Source organism: Oscillatoria sp. FACHB-1407, assembly GCF_014697545.1.
In the GTDB taxonomy this organism is placed as follows: Bacteria; Cyanobacteriota; Cyanobacteriia; order Elainellales; family Elainellaceae; genus FACHB-1407.
Map to the genome: position 1 here is coordinate 141,453 of NZ_JACJSA010000009.1, position 17,494 is coordinate 158,946.

The 17,494-nt window shown below is 48.3% G+C and carries 12 protein-coding genes; 3 read left to right on the forward strand and 9 right to left on the reverse strand.

Features of this window, described 5'->3' with window-relative positions; all coding sequences use genetic code 11:
- Positions 1 to 53 precede the first annotated feature (53 nt).
- From H6G89_RS35745 to H6G89_RS16565, 3 genes are all read right to left on the reverse strand, one after another.
- Entirely contained in the window at positions 54 to 176 is a 123-nt protein-coding gene (locus H6G89_RS35745; RefSeq protein ID WP_255519437.1) for a hypothetical protein, read from the reverse strand.
- A 194-nt stretch (positions 177 to 370) separates the two neighbouring features.
- Entirely contained in the window at positions 371 to 685 is a 315-nt protein-coding gene (locus tag H6G89_RS16560; protein WP_190508285.1) for a DUF2973 domain-containing protein, read from the reverse strand.
- Positions 686 to 866: 181 nt separating this feature from the next.
- On the reverse strand, positions 867 to 1,187 hold the full coding sequence (locus H6G89_RS16565) for a DUF2605 domain-containing protein (protein ID WP_190508287.1): 321 nt from the start codon (positions 1,185 to 1,187) through the stop codon (positions 867 to 869).
- 425 nt (positions 1,188 to 1,612) lie between these two features.
- Here H6G89_RS16565 and thrS point away from each other — a divergent pair, with 425 nt between their 5' ends.
- On the forward strand, positions 1,613 to 3,439 hold the full coding sequence (gene thrS, locus H6G89_RS16570) for a threonine--tRNA ligase (protein ID WP_190508289.1): 1,827 nt from the start codon (positions 1,613 to 1,615) through the stop codon (positions 3,437 to 3,439).
- A 179-nt stretch (positions 3,440 to 3,618) separates the two neighbouring features.
- Here the strand turns inward: thrS and H6G89_RS16575 are convergent, their stop codons facing one another.
- The 3 genes from H6G89_RS16575 to H6G89_RS16585 are packed head-to-tail and all read right to left on the reverse strand — an operon-like array spanning position 3,619 to position 6,362.
- Complete coding sequence (locus H6G89_RS16575) at positions 3,619 to 3,888, reverse strand: hypothetical protein (protein ID WP_190508291.1); 270 nt, start codon at positions 3,886 to 3,888, stop codon at positions 3,619 to 3,621.
- Between the two features lie 9 nt (positions 3,889 to 3,897).
- Positions 3,898 to 4,431, reverse strand: coding sequence for a nucleoside 2-deoxyribosyltransferase (locus tag H6G89_RS16580; protein WP_242059976.1), 534 nt, complete (start codon positions 4,429 to 4,431; stop codon positions 3,898 to 3,900).
- On the reverse strand, positions 4,404 to 6,362 hold the full coding sequence (locus tag H6G89_RS16585) for an ABC-F family ATP-binding cassette domain-containing protein (protein WP_190508294.1): 1,959 nt from the start codon (positions 6,360 to 6,362) through the stop codon (positions 4,404 to 4,406). The genes H6G89_RS16580 and H6G89_RS16585 overlap by 28 nt, the downstream gene beginning before the upstream one ends.
- 423 nt (positions 6,363 to 6,785) lie before the next feature.
- On the opposite strand from H6G89_RS16585, the gene H6G89_RS16590 reads away from it, so the two are divergent.
- Both H6G89_RS16590 and H6G89_RS16595 read left to right on the forward strand, forming a co-directional pair.
- Complete coding sequence (locus H6G89_RS16590; RefSeq protein ID WP_190508296.1) at positions 6,786 to 10,082, forward strand: tetratricopeptide repeat-containing protein; 3,297 nt, start codon at positions 6,786 to 6,788, stop codon at positions 10,080 to 10,082.
- Between the two features lie 351 nt (positions 10,083 to 10,433).
- Positions 10,434 to 11,558 (forward strand): hybrid sensor histidine kinase/response regulator, encoded by a 1,125-nt coding sequence (locus H6G89_RS16595; RefSeq protein WP_190508298.1) that lies wholly within the window; start codon positions 10,434 to 10,436, stop codon positions 11,556 to 11,558.
- A gap of 260 nt (positions 11,559 to 11,818) precedes the next feature.
- Here the strand turns inward: H6G89_RS16595 and H6G89_RS16600 are convergent, their stop codons facing one another.
- From H6G89_RS16600 to H6G89_RS16610, 3 genes are all read right to left on the reverse strand, one after another.
- Positions 11,819 to 12,925, reverse strand: coding sequence for a hybrid sensor histidine kinase/response regulator (locus H6G89_RS16600; protein ID WP_190508300.1), 1,107 nt, complete (start codon positions 12,923 to 12,925; stop codon positions 11,819 to 11,821).
- A 525-nt stretch (positions 12,926 to 13,450) separates the two neighbouring features.
- A complete protein-coding gene (locus H6G89_RS16605; RefSeq protein WP_190508302.1) occupies positions 13,451 to 15,001 on the reverse strand; it encodes an AAA-like domain-containing protein in 1,551 nt (516 codons plus the stop codon).
- A gap of 105 nt (positions 15,002 to 15,106) precedes the next feature.
- On the reverse strand, positions 15,107 to 17,365 hold the full coding sequence (locus H6G89_RS16610; protein ID WP_242059977.1) for an AAA-like domain-containing protein: 2,259 nt from the start codon (positions 17,363 to 17,365) through the stop codon (positions 15,107 to 15,109).
- Positions 17,366 to 17,494 lie beyond the last annotated feature (129 nt).

The window sequence follows — 17,494 nt, forward strand, 5'->3', positions numbered from 1 at the left end:
GAAGCCAGCGAACCACCAGTAGATCAGGGGTTGTCTCACTGAACAGAAAAAATCTATGGAAAGCTGAAAATGAGGATTTGTAGCCGTAGCCTCATTTGATGGGGTAAAGGTGAGTCAGGAGGCTCCCCCAGAATCAGAGGTTGAGCCATTGCCGTTGCCTTGAGCTTTCTGACCAAAGTTATAACTCTGTGAACAAGCTGGTTTTACGCCTGGAGATACGGGTTCAAACGACAAAATTCTCTCAACTCAAACTTGCACTGAGTGACCTAGAGCAGCGATCGCACTAATCCTCAGCTAAATCAGCTCAGTCAGCCTAGTTGTTGTCATTGTGTTGTCATTGTAATGCAGTAGCGTTTCAGACCTGAGATGTCTAGACCTCGTCGTGGGTTTCGCCACCGGGAGATGCTTTGTAAATTGCGTCTAACTGCTCCCGCGCATCTTCAACCGTGATGGAGCGCATGACCAGGAAAGGTTCATCGACTACGTTGCCAGCATCATCTAACAATTCTGGATGGGGAACCGCAACTCGACTGCGGGAGTAGGGGTTGTTTCCACCTGTAAAACGCCCCTGTGGACCATAGGAACGTTGAGACTCGATCCCCAGCGTCATGAGGTTGCGAATCAAATTACCCACTGCCAAAAAAGCCAGGATTGTAAAAACGAGAATGTAAATGAGATGTAACATAATCATTTTCTCCAAATTAAACAATTTTTAATGGTAGAGAAAAACAGCTTGGTTCTCTAGTGATCCAGCTCCCCTAGCAAAATCCACCGCCATTGAATTGACCGTAGATTTATCCAGCAAGTTCATAATGTGAAACCTTAATTTAGTTTCTCAGATTTTAAGATGACAATCTAGACTCAGCTTATCCTGATGACCGTTGAAGCCGTAAACGAACTGCCACTTGCCAGCATTCCGTAACAAGTTGGTGCCAGGGAATGAGAACAGCCGTTTCAACCCCTACCTGCCCATCCGTTAGTTTTAATAGCATTTGCGCTGTGCTGACCTCTTGCTGTGCCTGCTTAACTCTTGCCAGCAAATCGGCTTGCTGTTCATCGCCCAAAAAGCAGATGTCTTCAGACTCTAGCAGCGATCGCGATTGCTCAAACCAATGTTGAAAATCATCTAACAGCGGTTCTAATAAGGTTTTTAGCAAATCAGGCTCAGGCAAGTTTGAATTAAACATTACAGTATGGGAGTTGCTATCTTATTCTGTAATATTAACGCAATTTACGTTTCTTAATATTTTTTTGATTAAAATAGCCGTTTTTAAGCACACCACCCGACCTGCTCTGAAGACGTTACCCCATTACCCCATTTAGGATTGTGGATTTCATCAATCCGAAAACTGTACGGGCGGGTTTAGCAGACCTATCTGCACCCTGCCCTGGATTTAACAGCCCCGCTCCGCTACCGAACTTATTGAATGCCCACTCCTGGAGGTTGAGTTGGGTCTGAGTAAGCTACTGTTCCAACCGACTGTTGCTGTAAGACCCAAAAAGGGATTGGATAAGATAGAGGCTAGGACAGCCTCACGAATCAACAACAGGATCTGGAGCTGTCAGCTCAACCCCTTGTAGATCACAGTTATTAAGTAGACCACAGTTACCAATGTCAAACTCAGACGCCTTATCCCAGCTAGAACAGCCCCAAAAAATCCATCTGCCCCGTACCAGCGAATCTGAGGCACTCAAAAAAATTCGCCACACCGCCTCTCATGTCATGGCGATGGCAGTGCAAAAACTGTTTCCCAAGGCGCAAGTAACGATCGGTCCCTGGATTGAAAATGGGTTTTACTACGACTTTGATAGTCCTGAGCCGTTCACCGAAAAAGATTTGAAGGCAATCAAGAAGGAGATGATTAAAATCATCAATCGCAAATTGCCTGTGATTCGCGAGGAAGTGAGTCGCTCTGAGGCAGAACAGCGCATCAAGACAATTAACGAGCCTTACAAATTAGAAATTTTGGAAGGGCTAGAAGATCCCATCACGATTTATCACCTGGGCGATGCCTGGTGGGATTTGTGTGCAGGGCCTCACTTGGAGAATACGAGCGAACTGAATCCCGACGCGATCGAACTAGAGACGGTTGCTGGAGCCTATTGGCGAGGTGACGAAACCAAAGCCCAACTGCAACGCATCTACGGCACTGCCTGGGAAACCCCGGAACAGTTGGCGGAGTACAAACGCCGTAAAGAAGAGGCTCTTAAGCGAGATCATCGGAAGTTGGGTCGAGAGTTGGGGCTATTCATTTTCTCGGATCTCGTCGGTCCGGGGTTGCCCCTGTGGACTCCCAAAGGAACGGTGTTGCGATCGCTCCTTGAAGACTTTCTAAAGCAGGAGCAACTAAAACGGGGCTATTTGCCTGTTGTGACTCCCCACATTGCTCGTGTGGACTTGTTTAAGATCTCTGGGCACTGGCAAAACTACAAAGAAGATATGTTCCCGATGATGGCGGAGGACGATGCTGCCCGTCTGGAGGAACAAGGCTTTGCGATGAAGCCGATGAACTGCCCGTTTCACATTCAGATCTATAAGAGTGAGTTGCGTTCTTATCGAGATCTGCCGATGCGGTTAGCGGAGTTTGGCACAGTTTACCGCTACGAGCAATCTGGAGAATTGGGTGGTTTGACTCGGGTGCGCGGCTTCACGGTGGATGACTCACACCTGTTTGTCACACCAGAACAGTTGGATGCTGAATTCGTTAACGTCGTTGATTTGATTTTGACGGTGTTTGAAAAGCTCCGTCTGAAAAACTTCAAAGCTCGATTGAGTTTCCGGGATCCTGCTTTAGACAAATACATTGGCTCTGATGAAGCCTGGGATAAGTCACAGGGTGCCATCCGACGAGCCGTGGAAACCCTGGGGATGGATCACTTTGAAGGGATTGGGGAAGCTGCATTCTATGGTCCCAAGCTGGATTTCATCTTCCAGGACGCGCTAGAGCGGGAATGGCAATTGGGAACGGTGCAGGTAGACTATAACCTGCCCGAACGCTTTGACCTGGAATATGTCGCGGAGGATGGCTCCCGTAAACGTCCGGTGATGATTCATCGGGCTCCCTTCGGTTCCCTAGAGCGTCTGGTTGGTATCCTAATCGAGGAATACGCGGGAGACTTCCCCTTGTGGTTGGCTCCGGTGCAGATCCGATTGCTGCCTGTCACTGAGGATCAGCTTCCTTTTGCTAAAGAAACTATCGAAAAAATGCGATCGCTCGGTATTCGGGCAGAGGTTGACCTGAGTGGCGATCGCTTAGGCAAACTGATTCGCAACGCCGAGAAGGAGAAAATCCCAGTCATGGCGGTGGTTGGAGCGAAAGAGATGGAAGCCAACGCACTCAACATCCGTACTCGTGCTTCTGGTGAGTTGGGGGCAATTCCAGTCGCTGAGGTGCTGGAACGGTTGACACGGGCGATCGCTAATTACGACGACTTTTAGGGAAAGGGGCAAGGGGGAAGGATGAAGGATGAAAACTGAAGGATAAAAGGGTAGTGTTTCAGATCTGTTGCCACTAACCCCCGGCTGTCGCCGTCCCCCTTACCAAAGGGGACTACAGGGGGTCTTACAGAGGTTATCAACAGGTTTGGAACACCACCCTTTAGCCCTTATCCCTTCCCTTACTCTCCTAATGCTCTAAATACCTTCTGAATCAACTCCTCTAGATGTCGCTCACAAAATTGCTCGGCATCGGACAATGCCATGCCTCGCTCTCTGACATAGGTTTCAAAGGCGTTGTAAATCATGGCTCTAGCAATCTCCTGCTCATCGTGGGCGATCGCCCAGCGCAATTCGATGCAACCCCGGATGATCAGATCAACCAGGTGACCCTCATACCTCAGATCGGCGAGCAGTTGATCGGCAACACTTTGATGAGATGAACTATTCATCGCTCAAGCTTACAGAGTCTTAGAATCTGGCAACAACCATCGATAGAGGGCTTTATCGGGAGAGGGGATTTGGCTGACGGAGGTGTAGTAGTAATCTTCCCAGCCTTGTTTGGGTAACCCCGCAAATAGCATCAGGTTGAGGGGATATTCCTCGCTGTCGGTGCAGCGACGGAAATCATCTCGAAATAGAAATATTGTTTTTTCCAGGGCGATCGCCATTCCCAGTTCCACCATGACGCCTTCATCGGGTGGGGTGCCGTTGACGATCGCAAAAATGCCATCACACTGTTTCACATCCTCAAAGTCAGCTTGTGCGACCTGATATGCCCAACCGGCCTGAGAGAAATCGACCTGATTGTTGCGGCTAAAGGGTTCCCATACTTCTGCCCCCAGAGCTTCGATCGCCTGAATGATGGGTGGTAGGAGCAGCGTTTTCTGCTGCTGTGAAAACCCATAAGGGTTGGCTAGATAAATTCGTTTTTGTGGCACACCTGTCCTCTCTGGGGTCAACTCCATCATGCGCGTTCTGCCAGTTCCAGCCATCGCTCCGTTGCCGTATCAATTGCCTGAGTTAATTCAGCTAGCCGTTCGGTCAATTGTTGCATCTCAACAAAATCGGTTGGGGGATTGTTGTAAAGTTGCTTTTCCAGCATTTCCTTCTCAGTTTCCATTTCGGGAATCTGAGTCTCCAGCGTTTCGTATTCTCGCTTTTCTTTAAAGGAGAGCTTGCGCGGTTTGGCAGAATCGCTTGCTTTGACAACCGGATTGCTGGCTGAAGTCGAGGCGATCGCCCCGTTTGTTTGTGATTTCGCAGGAGCTTTTGTGGGTTTGCTGGCTTTGTTACGCTCCTCTTCTTCGGCGTCTTCTTCGGCTTTTTTGTAATCGAGATAAATTGAGTAGTTGCCGGGATATTGGCGCAATTTGCCTTGAGGCTCAAAGGCAAAAATGGCGTCAACGGTGCGATCGAGGAAGTAGCGATCGTGGGATACCACAATCACACAACCGTTAAAGTCCTCAAGATAGTCCTCCAACACAGCAAGGGTTTGAACGTCGAGGTCATTCGTCGGTTCGTCCAGAATTAAGACGTTAGGCGCACTCATCAGCACTCGCAATAAGAACAGTCGGCGTTTTTCGCCACCAGAGAGCTTGTGAATCGGGGCATATTGCTGGTTGGGTGGAAATAAGAACCGTTCTAGCATCTGGGAGGCAGTAATAACGCTGCCATCGGCGGTTTTTACTAGTTCAGCGATGCCTTTCAGGTAGTCGATCACCCGCTCGTTTTCATTCAGAGCAACATCTTCGGAGTGCTGGTCAAAATAACCAATGTGAATGGTGGAACCGACCTCGACGGTGCCTGCATCGGGTGAAACTCGTCCCGTGATGATGTTCATCAAGGTGGATTTGCCAGAGCCGTTGCTGCCGATGATCCCGACCCGATCTTCTGGGTTGAAGAGGTAGGTGAAATCTTGAATCAGGGTGCGATCGCCATAGGATTTGGAGATTCCAGTTAGCTCTATCACTTTTTTGCCGATGCGCCGACCCGCCGTTGAGATTTCGACCTTGCCTTGTGTCTGCTTAAACTCTTGTGCTTGCATGTCCCGAATTCGGTCAATCCGGGCTTTTTGCTTGGTGCTGCGGGCTTTGGGTCCACGTTTGAGCCACTCTAACTCGCGTCGCAAGACACCTGCATGTTTGCGCTGGCTGCTAACGGCAGACTCTTCTGCGGCGGCTTTTTTCTCCAGGTAATAGGCGTAGTTGCCGCTGTAGCTCGTGAGATCGCCGCGATCGATTTCTAAAATGCGATTTGTGACGCGATCGAGAAAGTAGCGATCGTGGGTGATCAGGAGTAACGCTCCCCGATAGCGATTCAAGTAACTCTGTAACCACTCCACCGAGAGAGCATCCAGGTGGTTTGTCGGTTCGTCCATCAACAACACCTCTGGCTCTGACAAAAGAGCCGTTGCCAGAGCAATGCGTTTGCGATATCCCCCGGATAGATCCCCAATTCGGGCATCAAAATCTTGAATGCCTAACTTGCTCAAGATCACTTTGGCGTTAGTTTCCAACTCCCAGGCACCCGCTGCCTCAATGCGTTGGGAGACGTTCGACAGTCGCGACATCAGCTTTTCGTTGTCTGCTGTGCTGTGAGACAACTGATTCGAGAGTTCTTCATACTCCCGCACGAGTGCCATCTGGTCGCCACTATCGGCAAAAACCTGTTCTAGAACGGTGCGATCTTCATCCAGTTCGGGCTGTTGTGGCAGGTAGACAATACGGGAACCGCTATTGACCCATAGCTCTCCGCTGTCGATGGGTTCCAGACCAGCAATCATTTTCAGCAATGTAGACTTGCCAGAGCCGTTGGTGCCGATTAGCCCAACCTTATCGCCTTCGTTCAGGCTAAAGCTGGCGTCTCTCAGGATTTCCTTGATGCCAAAGCCTTTGTGGATCGATCGCAATGTAAACAGAGCCATGCGTTCACTCTCATTCCAACGCCCCTGAGCATGATCAAGGGTTGTTCCCTAACTAACTTAGTGTAACGTTCTCATCTCACCGGGGAGGAATTAAAGCAGTAGGAATTAAGTTTGTTGGCAGAATTTTCACCCCATTCAACCCAAGGCTCTAAAAGCAGTTTTGCTGAGGTTCTTTTTAAGTTAGTCAAAAATTTGAAGTCAGTTGCAAATATCAAGATTATTCTTAATCCAGGGGTCAGCCAGGATTTAAACCTCCCAGCGGTAGATGCGATTCTCCGCTACAACATAAATGGGGCAATTTCTGGCGAAACCCTGAGCAGGATACGACGGTTTAGGGTTGATCAATCAGGGGTAGCTCTCAATGTTAGGTCGCGATCGCAACTCACTATTTACTCTTCATCTGGGCTGAGGTAGGTACACATTATGAGTCAGAGTGCTCCACAGAATACCGCTACCGCAGGTCTGTTGGCGGCTCACCATTTTCATCGGCAACTGCGATCGAGCGCAGAGAGTATGAGACAGCGCGATCGCTGGTTGCAAGGGGGCTTAGTCACGCTTGGCGTTTTAGCTGTCTCTGTAGCCCTCATCCCTTGTGTTGCTCAACCCTTGGGAAACGCTGAACAGCTACTCCACATGAGCCAGATTGGTCTGGTGTTGGTGGGACTCTCTTTTGTGGTGCTGGTTGCCCTCTCCAATCGGCTACAACTCAATCAAGGTTGGCTGATGTTGACATCTGGAGCCGTATCGGTAGATCGCTCAATCTACCTCTATCGCACCTTGCTGCAATGTATGCCTGACCGCGATCGCTGGTTGAATCAACAACTCACGACCATTCAGCAACAACTTCAAGAACGGTTGGGGGGCAACTGGTTGGTGCATTGGAGCGACGCAGAGCCACAACCGGACGATGACACCCAGGACTTGTTAGCGGATGGGTATCTCCGATATCGCCTGGTGCCTCAACTCGAACAAGCCACCGGGCACCTGACAGAACTCTCTGCCGCCCACAATCGCTATCAAATCGCTGCTATTCTTTGTGCCGGCTTGGTGGTGTTGTTGCCTATTCTCAATTCAGGATGGTTGGGATGGAGTGCGATCGCCGCTAACCTGAGTTTGGGCGTGATCTTGTGGTTGAGAACTACCTCACTGCAACGGCAGATTGAAACCTACAGCCAACTCATCGGGGGATTAACGCTGTTGCAAAATCACTGGCAGAGTCTGTCAGAATATAGCGTTCAAGCCTTTTTCCGGTTAGTCATTGCGGCGGAAACTCTGATTGAGGTGCCGCATCGGCAGATGGGTGATCAGATTCGTGAAACGCTGAATCTGTTGCGAGAAGACCAATCCAACTACATTCAATCCCTTTTGGGGCAACCCATCCCTCCTGCTCTGGAACAGCGATTCCGCAGAACCATGCCTGTAGCAGTGGTAGCGGAGACGCTCCCTGCTGAGGAATCGACGACGGTTGCTACTAGCACGGTCATTGAGTCAGAGACGACTGTAGACAGCACGGTGATCGAAAATGCTCCTGACACTCTCTCAGACCCTCAAACCAATGGCAAATCTAAACAAACGGCGTTAGCAATCGTCCCTCCTCCAACTCCTGCCCCTGCTCCACCCCCATCCGTAAAACGAGGACGACCCCATGCGTTTGTCGTTATGCCCTTTGGGCGCAAGCAAGGACCTGACGGTCGCTGGATCGACTTCAACAGCATCTACTACACGTTGATTAAACCTGCTCTGGAAGAAGCGGGTCTGGAGCCATTTCGAGCCGATGAAGAAGCCTCCAGTGGTGACATCTTGAGTGACATGTTTCAGGAGTTATTGCTGGCGGATCTGGTGGTCGCTGACTTAAGCATTGACAACGCCAATGTCTTTTATGAACTGGGGATTCGCCATGCGCTGCGACGGCGCGGGGTAGTTCATATTCAGGCTGGGCGAGCCTATATGCCGTTTGATATTTTTAACGTGCGGACGCTGCCCTATCACTGTGATGAGTCTGGGTGCCCTGATCCGACTTTTATGGAAAAAGATAAATTAGCTCTAGTCAAAATGATTCGGGCAACCTGGGAGTCTGACCGCACTCGAATTCACAGCCCCATCTTTAACCTACTGACCGGCTTGCTAGAACCCGACCGCAAGAGCCTACGAACTCCTCAAGCGATCGGCTATTGGCAAGAATACAAAACATTGCAAGACAGAATTGCGATCGCCCAACGGCAAAAACGAATTGGTGATGTCGTGTTGTTGTCCGAAGAGGTCAGCAACCCACTCATTAAAGAAGACATTATTACGGAGGCAGGTAAAGCACTCACCAGTATGGGGCACTCTGCCCTGGCACTCAAGCAATATCGGCAAGGGTTAGCTATCAATCCTGACAACATCAACTTCCGCTGTGCTGAAGCCTTTCATCTCAACCGCTTGGGTCAAGCTGACGAGGCGATCGTCAAGTTGGAAAAAGTCATGGAAGATGTACCCAACTGTGTTGATGCCACGACAAAATTGGCTCGCATTTACAAAGATCTGTGGAAGAAGACGTGGATTGACATAACTGATGAGGCGAAGCGGATTCATACCGCCTATGAATATTCCTTTGTGTTGCAAAAGTCGATTGAGAATTACCTGCGGGGCTATCGCCTTGATCAAAACGAATACTACTCTGGCATCAATGCTCTGACCCTCACGGCTCTCCTCGATCACCTGGCTAGCCTTGCTGAGACAACCAGTGGTGACGCAGATGAGATGAACTATCGGAGTAAGTTACCGATTCTAAAAGGTTCTATTCAATTTTGCTTGGAAAGTAGTTTGCAGCGATCGCCCAACGATTATTGGGCAGCCCTGTCTCTGGGTGACCTGGCAGTCTGTGCCGCAGAAACCCCCCAACAAGTCGCAACCGCTTATCGCAAAGCTCTGGCTATCCTGTGGAACAACAAATACACACTGCAAACTACCCTCGACCAACTCAATCTCATGAAGCTGCTCAAGTTCCGTCCAGAGCATGTGCAGGCGGGCATCGCCGTCCTACAAGCCGAACTGCGACGGATGGAGAGCCAGGAACAGAGCTTTGTAGGGATTGATGAAGAAGAAACCACAAAACCAGTCCAGGTATTCCTCTTTACAGGACATATGATCGATCGGGAGGGACGACCCAAACCTCGATTTCCTGCCAAGATGGAGCCAGAGGCAACCAAGCGGATCAACGATGTGTTGGATAGGCTCAATGCTGACGAAAGTTGTCTGGCGATCGCCCCTGGTCTGGCGTGTGGCGGCGATATCCTGTTTGTCGAAGCCTGTCTCCGACGCAATATTCATGCCCACATTTATCTGCCGTTTGAATCCGCTGAATTCATCAAAAGTTCGGTGAGTTTTGCTGGCGATGATTGGGTCGATCGCTTCTATAAAGTGTTAAATCATCCCAACGTCACCTTACATCTGCAACCCGATCGCTTAGGTCCAGTGCCGATTGGAGATGATCCCTATCGCCGTAATAACCGTTGGGCATTGTATTCAACGTTGATGCATGATATCAGGAACGTTAGGCTGATTGCCCTGTGGAATGGTCAGGGCGGCGATGGTGTCGGTGGTACAGAGGATATGGTGCAACAGGTGCGGCAATTGGGTGGCATCGTGGAGCACATAGATACAACAAAATTTGATTATTGGCAGTCGCAAAATTCAGCGATGGGGCAAATTTACAGTAAGCTAGAGAGCTCCATCTAAGGGCATTCTATGATTCTCTCTATGTCAAATCAGCACTCTACTGATTAACACGCTCCTGCTATAGCGACTGTCGAGACAAGTAATACAAGGGGATGTGAGGGCTGCGTTCCCAACCACGGGTTCCACCCCTGCCCCCGTCCTAACCAACCCCTCGGTTGTTATATAGCAGTCCTATCTGATTTGTGAAAAAGGTGATTTGTGAAAGTGCCCGCCCATCGGGCGGGCACTTTCACAAATCATTTAGGGTTGCTATATAACGATAAATATGGCAGTTTCAGACGAGTTGTGAGGAATGAATCTCTCACAGCTCGGCCATCCTTGCACCAGACGCTCCATGAGAGCTGAAACAGTATGTCTAAAATCTTAGTCATCGAAGATGAAACTCTCTTACTGGAAAGCCTGCTTGAGCTGTTGGATGCAGAGGGATTTGAAGCGATCGGTGCAGAAAATGGGCAGATTGGTATTCAACTCATTCAAGAGACATTACCTGACCTGGTCATTTGTGATATTCTCATGCCCGAATTAGATGGGCTTTCAGTGCTGCAACAATCAAGAGAAGACGCTACAACAGCTCTGATTCCGTTCATTTTTTTAACGGCTAAAGGAACATGGTATGAAGTTCGGCAGGGCATGAATTTAGGGGCAGATGATTATTTAACGAAGCCTTTTAAGCAAACCGATCTATTGCAAGCGATCGCAGTGCGTCTCAGTAAACGAGAAGCGATTATAAACTTGCAAGAAAAAATTGAGCAATTAGAGCAAGCTAATTTGTTAAAGGAACAGTTTCTTGAAACAGCATCTGATGAACTACGAGTGCCTATTACAAATATCAAAATAGCGGTTCAAATGTTATATGAAGCTCCAACAAGAGAGCGGCAAAAACAATATTTTGAATTGTTGCAGGCAGAATGTAACCGTGAAATCAATCTACTCAATAACTTACTGGATCTGCATAAACTAGAGACTAATACACGTCCTTTTCGCTTAGAGTCAATCAGCTTCCAAAAATGGATTCCAACTATTACTGAAGCGTTCCAAAAGCAGTTAAAAACACGACAGCAAACTCTTCAAGTCACGGTTTCCCCTTACTTACCAAAATTAATGTTTGATGGGGCTGATCTACAGAGTATCGTCGGAGAACTGCTCAATAATGCCTGCAAGTATACAGCTCCTCAAGGCAACATTGTGTTAGAGGTGTATCGTAATCCTTTACCACCCATCTCTGGTATATCTTCTTCGCCACTAACAACAATCGTCGTGAGTAATCAAGCAGAGTTATCGGCTGAAGTCATTCCCCAACTCTTTGACCAATTTTATCGAGTGCCAGGGGGCGATCGCTGGAAACAAGGCGGAAGTGGGCTAGGACTGGCTCTGGTGAAAAAGCTAATCGAACGGGTGGGTGGCACCATTCACATCATCAGTGAAGGTGGTTGGGTACATGTTCACGTTTATCTGCCACTGCAACCTTCGGTGTAATAAACCCTTGTGTCCATGCCTCAAGGAACTCAGCCTACTGGCTCATCGGTTCTCCGTTTATAGCAACTGTCGAGACAGTTAATATAGCTTTGGTCAGAAAGCTTAAGGCAAAGGCAATGGCTCAAACCTTGACACTGAGAGAGCTTCCTGACTCGCCTCCGCCCCATCAACTGTGACTACGGCTATACAAGGGGGTGTGGGGCTGTGCCCCTAGCCAGGGGTTCCACCTCTGCACCCCGTCCTAACCAACCCCTCGGTTGCTATAGGATAGGTATTTCAACACAAAATCGTGTCCATCCATCACTACTGGTTACCTGGATCGTTCCTCCGGCGCGCTCAACCAGTCGTTTAATGAGGGCTAATCCCAAACCCGTACCCCCCTGCTGCCAGCGATCGAGGCTGCGAACTCGGTAGAACCGATCGAATAAGTAGGGGAGATCCTGTGCTGGAATTTCTGCCTCATTACTCACCACAATTTGAATTGGATCGTTACCCTGTACGCTCAACGTAATGTTGTGATGAGGTGCTGTGTATTTACAGGCATTGTGCAGCAACTCGCTCAAGATTCGGCGTAGATCAGAAGCGTTGAAAGAGATAGAAGAGATATCAGAGTTGATGCTAACTTGAAAGGTTTGTTGTCGCTCGATCATTCGCTCTTCAAATGACTGAGCAACACTTGTAATGAAATCGTGTAAATTAATTTCTCCGACGGCTGGTGGCGTGAAATTTGATTCTAATTGCTGAAGATCCAACAAATCATTCAACAAATCAATTTCTCGACCACATTCTGTTTGCAGTAAATCAATATATCGCTGTTGTTGTGTATTTTGAGGCATGGTTTGTAGCATTTGAATTGCCAGCCTGATATTGGTCATTGGACTCCGCAATTCGTGAGACGCTGTACTCAAAAAATCTTCTTTAATTGAGTTTTCCTGCTGCAATTCGTCCACTTTTTGTTGGAGTTGTTGAACGAGTTCTCGCTGAAAGTTTTGAATGGTTGATTGTCTTGCCAGGCGGGTTGTGATTGCGTCTATCAGTTCGGTATGGCGGAACGGTTTAGTGAGATAGTCGTCTGCTCCCAATCGCATCCCTGCCCGAAAATCATCTACCGTACCTTTTGCTGTAAGAAAAATGAAAGGAATCATGGCAGTAGAGGGGAGTTGCCTTAGCTGAGATAGAACCGTATATCCATCTAATTCGGGCATCATGATGTCGCAAACAATCAGGTCAGGAAGCTCGGTCTGAGCTAACTCGATGCCTGTCTCGCCATTCTCTGCGGCGATCGCCTCAAAACCCTTCAACTCTAAAATTTCAATGATGATTTCTCGAAGATCTGCCTCATCTTCAATCACAAGAATTTTTTGCATAACCCTTACACTCCTAAACCCATCAATACTGCGATTTGGAGTTTACTTCCCTGCTTCACCTGACTATCAACATCAACGGTTTGGTTCTGTAAGCTAACGTCTCGTCCAGCATTTGCCAACCTTAAGTCTTTTCTGGGAGCCAAAAAAAATCTGTTCAGCATCTTGACGACAGTATAAATCTGTTGAACATGAGTAGTTTCCACGAGGTGCTTCATTCGAGCCAGACTGCAACGAACCGGCATGAACAGAACTGCCTGCTATTACGGTTGAAAGATTGTCCCAGAGTCATCAATTGAGTTTTAGCCCTCGTTAATTCTTCGTTTCAAGAAAATTGGTTCTATCCAAGTTTTCAAACAGCCATTATCAGCAAAACATCTTATGGTGAATTCATTTCCTGCTAATAGGATGGAAATAACTAAATCTTCATCTTCCTGATGGTTGGGGTCAGTATTACGCAAAAATTCAAAGTGTAATGGAATACATACGTAAGTATAATTACTATCCCTCCTGTAGCCAGTTCTATGCTTAATCCAGTTTAGTCTCCTTCTCTTCCTCCTCATCATCAAATTCGTTCGACACTGTTTGGTTATCAAGTGTGCTCTCAGACTCTTCTAGCGACAGTCCGAGAGTACGTCGATAGATGATTTCTACCTGGGGACCCAGGGAAATCGAATCCTCATCCTGGAGTTGATGACATTGTGTTTTATAGCCATTGATCAACATCCCATTTGCACTGGGCTTGCCCTCCAGACTGCCATCAGTAATGTGGTACTGATAGGTATTTTCTGCGTTGACGAATTCGACTAGGGTGGCGTGATGTCGTGAGACATAGGGGGATGAAATCCGAATGTCACACTCAGGCGATCGCCCAATTAAATAGACCGGAGCATCCAAAATATACTTTCGTTGTCCGAGATCATCCTTAATAATCAGCAGGTGGTGATGCGCCTGCTTGCATTGGCGCAGTGTGCGATCGACCCAACTCTGATTGAAAACGGATTCATAGATGCGGTTGTAAACCTTGAGCATCCCCTGGTGCTCAACCACCAGTCCTGACAAGCGCAGTTTGACCTGATGCGGGCTGTTGTCTACAGGGATGCTGCCTTGAATCAAAATTTGTTGGTACAACCCTAACAGACGACTGGCTCGCCTGGGGTTACTTGTCAGGCGATCGCGAATGGTTCTCAAGTGTTCTGGTTCATCCTGGGACTCCCAATTCTTAATAATCTGTGTATGCACAATCTGGGCGATCGCCTCAACCTCAAGCCCCCTGGAGATAGAGTTGGCTGACTTAACAATCAACTGGCACAACTTTTGCGTGAGAAACGGTTGTCCACCAGTCCAGGCAAGGACAGCCTCAAGCACTGCTTCTGGGCGGTTGACTTGATGCATCAAACCTTGAATGAGCGGTTGCGCCTCTTCTAGACAAAACCCTTTAAGCTGAATCGCTCGACCCACATTAAAGGGAGTTCGCTTCTTATCTCGTACCAGATCGGTTGGGGTTGTCACCCCTAGCAGGCAAAACGTGAGCCGCTGGTACTTGGGTTTGTCAGCCCGCTGGTTGTAGCAATCTCGAATCAGGGCAAAGAAATCACTGACTGAGAAATTTAAACCCAGCACACTATCAATTTCATCCAGGAAGATAACGATGTCGCCTGTGATTTCAGTGAGCAACACCTCTTCGATGAATTCGCTGAGGCGTTGAATTGGGGAAAAATGATCGCGATCGCGCCACCAACTCCGCAGATTAACTTGTTCAGTCAGGTTAAAACTGCTGACTAGACTGCGGGCGATTCCGGCATACCACTGGTCAGGAGCAATGTGTTGACTCCCAATTTTTGTGAGATCCACAACTCCACAGGCAACTCCCTCCTCCTGCAATCGCTGCATCGTTCTGACACGAAGGCTGGACTTACCCATTTGACGCGAGTTTAAAACATAGCAAAATTCTCCTGTTTTTAATCCTTCAAATAAGCCCTGGTCGGCTTGTCGTTTGACATAGGTTGTAGCTGCCGCAGATAAACTACCACCAACTTGAAATAAATCTCCGTCTGCTAAGAGTAACTCCGCCTTCATTAGAAGCTCCCGAATGGATTGATGCTGCCCTGATGATGTGTAGATACATAAACTGTTGGTAACTCAGAATTTGGATAACCCGGTTGACCGTGACCTCATTTGAGTTTATTGAGTGACGTGGAGGCGATCGCGAAAATAGTAGCGATAGAGATCGCAGCGTGGTACGACCTCATTACTTTGTAGATGTACCAGGCCCATGCTGTGCAGTTGAAAAGCCTGTACTGACTCCAATCGCCCTGGTTTAGAAGAGGTGACCACCTGTTTCATGGCTGCTGCCATTCTTGGGTTTTGTTCTAAATTCCACAGGTGTCGTCGCAAATGGTCGCTATAGGGTCCGGCTTCAGTGGGGGCAGTTAACAGCAGTTGCTCAAGGGTTAACTCCTGGCGGGCAAGCTGGTAGAGAGCGACTCGCACCAGATAGGGATGTCCACCGACCATTTTCATCAACTGAGCGACCTGAGTTTGGTTCCAGGGAAGCCCATGGCGTTGAGCCAAATTGTAAACCTGCTCCGGAGTAAATTCAGATAATTCAATCGGTAAGCCAACATTGAATGGAGACTGATTGATATTGAGAGGAATGTAGATTTCAGTGGAATGCACGACAATCAGCCGCAGCTTCTTCCAGAGGCTGCGAGTTTTAGCATCCTCATGCCATGCTCGCAAAAGCCCAAAAAAATCTGTTGCAATGTCTGGATGTTGAAAGACACAATCAACTTCATCTAACCCCAGCACAACGGGTGCCTGAGTTTGAGTCAAAATGTATTCCTCAAAATAAGTGGTGCAATTATCTTTACTCCCAAAAATTTCATCCCAATAGTCTGCAATGCGATTAGGAAGCCGCAATCGTCGCCCAATGCTGGCACAAAACCACCGCAAAAATTTATCTAGCTCACTAAAAATTGCAGTGTCTGCCAGTTGAAAGCTGAGGGGAACTGTCAGGCATCCTTGCTCCTCCGCATGGCACAAGATCCGAGACATGAGCGATGTCTTTCCCATCTGTCGGGGGGCTTTGATGCGAATCAGGGCACCCGATTTAACGATGGTTTCATAACAATGAGTTTCTGTAGGTGGGCGATCGACATAAAACTGGGAGGCAAGGTCTACTTGTCCCCCCGGAAGCTCAGGTTCGGCGATTGGACATGGGTAGGTGAACGGCTCAAAGCCCGACGGATCTTGAGAGCGAGTCTCGGCTAAAGCAGAAGGGACAAGGTCGTCTCCTGGAGTTTTACCTTCTCCTTTTGCACGTCCTTTGACGATGTTAAGAATCTCTTGAAGAATAATAGGGCTATCATCGGGCGATCGCCACTCGCGTTGCTGAATTCGGCTTAAGTAGCCCCGCAAATCATAGTTGAGGGCAGCATTCATCGGGAAATTAACCCGAATCGGCAGAATAGCAGGTTTTTGAGTGGTGCTGGCATCATGTAACTCTTTGGCACGACGAACCTCTTCGGTCACCATCTCGCTAACCGCCGATTTAGGCGACAACAACAAGACAAAGTAATCGCACTCTTCTAGCTCCTGATCAATTCGCTGTGACCAGTTATCTCCTAATTGAATACTCTCTGCCGCCATAAAAACCTCATGTCCGGCAGACTTGAGCGTGTCGTAAAACTGTCGTGCCAAACTGCAATCAGGCTCCTGGCTACGGTAGCTAATGAAAAAACGAGCGTTTCCTTCTGACTGAGAAACCTCATCGGATGCAGAGGTACACACAGCTGCTGAGTTGAAGGAAATGGATGTCTCTTGAGAGACGAACGCTTGAGGAACCGGATTTTGTAAGGATTTGGTCGTTAAAGTCGGCAGGATGACAGGGCTGTTGCCGGATTGGGTAAAGCGAAGCCCCCCTCGTGAGGTTATCGTCTGGCATCCCAACTGATAGGCACTCTCAACCGCTTCACCCGATAAAAGAGCGTTGTAAAACGTCAGCGAAAACTCAGTGGCAGCCTCTTCTCCCATGGCTGGGTCAATGCCCACGACATAATTAATATGACGACTGAGCAGTGCTATTTGCGTCTCAAGCTGGCTTGCTGTCAACACAACACAGTTAATTGTTTCGGCAAACAACTCAAACAGGTTGGCGAGTGCGGTGCTTTCCAAAAGGGGGATTGTGGGATGGGTAGCAGATTCAAAAGAGGGCAGAGGGGCGTATAGGTGAACAATCTGGGGCTTGATTTCTAATAAGGCTTGAATCAGGTCTTTGGGCTGGAGGGCTTGACGGTGTTCAAAGAGGGTAGGAGAGGAGGGCGATCGCTTGAGGCGATCGCTCATTGCTTGCAATTCCTGCCCCAGTTGTTCTGGAATCACTTTTGTAGGATGGGTAGTAAATACCAAGACTGTTGGTATTTCGTGCATAACAATCGTCATATAATCTCCCGATGGCTCCACTTTATTTGATAGTGTTCCCATCCTTTTTCGGTTTCTATTCGTAATAGAAAAGATATGAGTTCAGCTTAGCTGTAAATTTATTAGAAGGATCTGAAAGCTATTCTATGC